Source organism: Microcella sp. (assembly GCF_033763155.1).
In the GTDB taxonomy this organism is placed as follows: Bacteria; Actinomycetota; Actinomycetes; order Actinomycetales; family Microbacteriaceae; genus Microcella.
The window spans coordinates 1-2,928 of record NZ_JANRKZ010000178.1 but is presented as its reverse complement, the minus strand read 5'-3'; the positions used below and the strand labels follow the sequence as shown (position 1 = coordinate 2,928).

Below are 2,928 nucleotides of genomic sequence, written 5' to 3'. Positions count from 1 at the left end.
ACGCGACCGGTCTGAGCGAGGCGCGCGCGTGGGCAGGCAGAGTGCGTCGCTGACGCGACTCGAGCGCAGCATCCGTCGGCGACTGGATGCTCGCGCCGCGCTCGACCGCGTCGTGCGTTCCCTGCCCGCCATCGTGCAGATCGTCGTTGCTGCGACGTCGTCGTACCTCATCGCGCGCACGCTGCTCGGGCACGAGCTGCCGCTCGTTGCCGTGACGGTGACGATCGTGTCGCTCGGGCTCGCGCGCGACACGACCCCGCGGCGCGTCGTCGAGACGGTCATCGGCATGAACATCGGCATCGTCGTCGCCGCACTGCTCGTGCAGGTCATCGGCCAAGGGCCGTGGCAGATCGCCGTGATTCTCGTCATCACGCTCGTCGTCGCCCGCGCCGTGTCACCCTCGGCCCCGTTCGCGATTGCCGCGGGCGTGCAATCGATGCTCGTCGCGGTGCTCCCCGCGCCCGATGGGGGAGTGTTTGCTCGCAGCCTCGATGGTCTCGTCGGCGGCGCTGTGGCCTTGCTGGTTACGGCGCTCATTCCGCGCTTCGACCTGCTGCGGCAACGCGGCGAAGCGGTGGCGCTGTTCTCGCTGCTTGATCAGTCGCTCACGGGTATTCACGAGGCGTTGCGAACGGGAGACGAGGCGGCTGCCGAACTCGCCCTGACCCGCAGCCGACGCAGTCAGGGGCTGCTTGACGAGTGGGGCCGCGCGCTCGAGAGTGCGCGCGGAGTCGCCGCCGTCTCACCGTGGCTGCGCTCTCGACGCACGCGACTTGATGACGAGCACCGCTTGCTTGCCGTTGCCGACCTCACGACCCGCCATGTTCGCGCCATCGCTCGACGCGTCGAGGTGGTGGTGCGTGATGGTCACCCCCACCCGGTGCTCGCCGAACTGGTGAGTTCGGCAGCCGAGGCTGTTCGGCTGCTCGGTCGCAGCCACGATGATGAGGCCGCGCGCTATGCGGCTCGCGCGGTTGCGGGCGCGCTTGCCGCGCAGTGCTCGCCCGCTGCGGTCGATGGCGTGGGCGACCAAGTGGTGGTCGTGCTGCTGCGACCGCTGGCCTTCGATGTGCTCGTGCACCTCGGAATGCCCGCCGACGACGCACGAGCACTCTTGCCGCCGCTGTGAGGCTCTAGAGCCGCGGTGCGACCGCCGACCACGCCACGGTGACCTCTCCGAGCCTCCAGCGCTCGACACCGCCCTGAACGGGCCACCCCGCGTCGCGGAGGCCGCGCACGGCCGCGATAAAGCGTTGCCGCGGCGAAAAGGTCGAGAGGGGCGCCTGGCGCGCCCACTGGGCATCGAGGTCGCGCAACAAGTCGTGCACCGGTTCGCCCGGCACGTTGCGATGGATGAGCACCTTCGGCAGGCGCTCAGCGACCACCGATGGCCCGCCGAGCTCGTCCAGGCTCGAGAGGTGCAGCGCGAGCGTGAGACTCTGCGGGCCCTCGTGGTCGAGTGCCACCCAACTCGCCACGCGGCCCACCTCGCTACACGTGCCCTCGAGCAACAGCCCTCCGGGTTGCAGCCGTGACTGCAGCCGCGCCCACGCGGCTGGCACTTCGGCTTCGTCGTACTGCCGCAAAACGTTGGCGGCGCGGATCACGGCGGGGCGGGCATCCCCGTCGAGAGGCACTTCGAAGCCGCCCAGGCGAAAGCTCAGTCCCTCACGCGCGAAGGCAGACGCGGCCCGCACGCGTTCCGGGTCGATTTCGATGCCGACGACCCGAACACCCGGTCGCACTCGGCGCAACCGCTCGAGTAATTCGAGCGAGGTCCAGTGCGCGGCCCCGTATCCGAGGTCAACAACGAGGGGGTCGGATGCTCGCCGCAGTGCTGGGTGCGCGGCAATAAAGCGATCCATGCGTCGCAGGCGATTGACGCCTGTGGTGCCGCGCGTGATGCGCCCCTCTGCCATGCCCCTATTCTCGCGCCCCCTGTCGCCCTGGATAGGCTGGAGGCATGACGCACACCCTGATTTTGCTCCGCCATGGCCACTCTGTGTGGAACGAAAAGAACATCTTCACCGGGTGGGTGGATGTCGAATTGACCGAGCAGGGCCGCGCCGAAGCACGTCGCGCCGGCGAGCTCATCAAGGCGTCGGGGCTCGCACCGCGTGTGCTCTACACGAGCCTTCTCAAGCGCGCCATCCACACCGCCAACATCGCCCTTGAGGTGGCCGAGCTCGACTGGCTGCCCGTCAAGCGCAGCTGGCGACTCAACGAGCGCCACTATGGCGCCCTGCAGGGCCTGAACAAGGCCGAGACCCTCGCGGCTCACGGTGAAGAACTCTTCATGACCTGGCGCCGTAGCTTTGACACCCCGCCGCCGCCGCTTGCTGACGACGCCGAGTTCAGCCAGGTTCACGACCCGCGCTATGCCGGCATCGACGGTGACGTGCCGCGCACCGAGAGCCTCAAGCTCGTGATCGACCGCATGTTGCCCTACTGGCACAGCGACATCACGCGTGATCTGGCCGCAGGTCAGACGGTGCTCGTCACGGCGCATGGCAACTCGCTCCGTGCCCTCGTCAAGCACCTCGACGGCATCAGCGATGACGCGATCGCCGAGCTGAACATTCCGACGGGCATCCCGCTCGTCTACGAACTCGGAGACGACTTCATGCCCGTCAAGCCCGCCGAGTACCTCGACCCCGAGGCCGCGGCCGCTGGTGCCGCCGCGGTGGCGGCACAGGGAAAGAAGTAGTCCCGCTCAGAGACGACGAGAGCCCCGCGGCAGCTGCTGCGGGGCTCTCGTCGTATGCGGGGGCGGATGCCCGCGCAAGGTCAGTCGGCGGGAACCCAGTCGCCCGTCGCGAGGTATTGCACCTTCTTCGAGATCGAGACGGCGTGGTCGGCGAAACGCTCGTGGTATCGCGACGCGAGCGTGGCATCGACAGTGTCGATCGCCTCGCCCTTCCAGGTTTC

Annotated in this window: 3 protein-coding genes and 1 pseudogene; 2 read left to right on the top strand and 2 right to left on the bottom strand. The window is 68.6% G+C overall.

Going from position 1 to position 2,928, the window contains the following annotated elements:
* On the top strand, window positions 1-1,129 hold a 1,129-nt coding region (locus SFU54_RS07530), incomplete at its 5' end, for an FUSC family protein (protein WP_319015669.1).
* A gap of 4 nt (window positions 1,130-1,133) precedes the next feature.
* On the opposite strand, the gene SFU54_RS07525 is transcribed toward SFU54_RS07530, so the two are convergent.
* Entirely contained in the window at window positions 1,134-1,919 is a 786-nt protein-coding gene (locus SFU54_RS07525) for a class I SAM-dependent methyltransferase (RefSeq protein ID WP_319015668.1), read from the bottom strand.
* A 44-nt stretch (window positions 1,920-1,963) separates the two neighbouring features.
* On the opposite strand from SFU54_RS07525, the gene SFU54_RS07520 reads away from it, so the two are divergent.
* Window positions 1,964-2,707 carry a phosphoglyceromutase gene (locus SFU54_RS07520; protein WP_319015667.1) on the top strand — a complete coding sequence of 248 codons (744 nt, stop codon included), beginning with the start codon at window positions 1,964-1,966 and terminating at the stop codon, window positions 2,705-2,707.
* 80 nt (window positions 2,708-2,787) lie between these two features.
* On the opposite strand, the pseudogene SFU54_RS07515 reads toward SFU54_RS07520, so the two are convergent.
* Window positions 2,788-2,928 (bottom strand): annotated as a pseudogene (locus tag SFU54_RS07515) (phosphate transport system regulatory protein PhoU); the annotation flags it as partial.

Excerpts from the sequence above, each read along its gene's own strand:
- SFU54_RS07520 (WP_319015667.1), top strand. The coding sequence starts at position 1,964 with ATGACGCACACCCTGATTTTGCTCCGCCATGGCCACTCTGTGTGGAAC.
- SFU54_RS07525 (WP_319015668.1), bottom strand. The coding sequence starts at position 1,919 with ATGGCAGAGGGGCGCATCACGCGCGGCACCACAGGCGTCAATCGCCTG.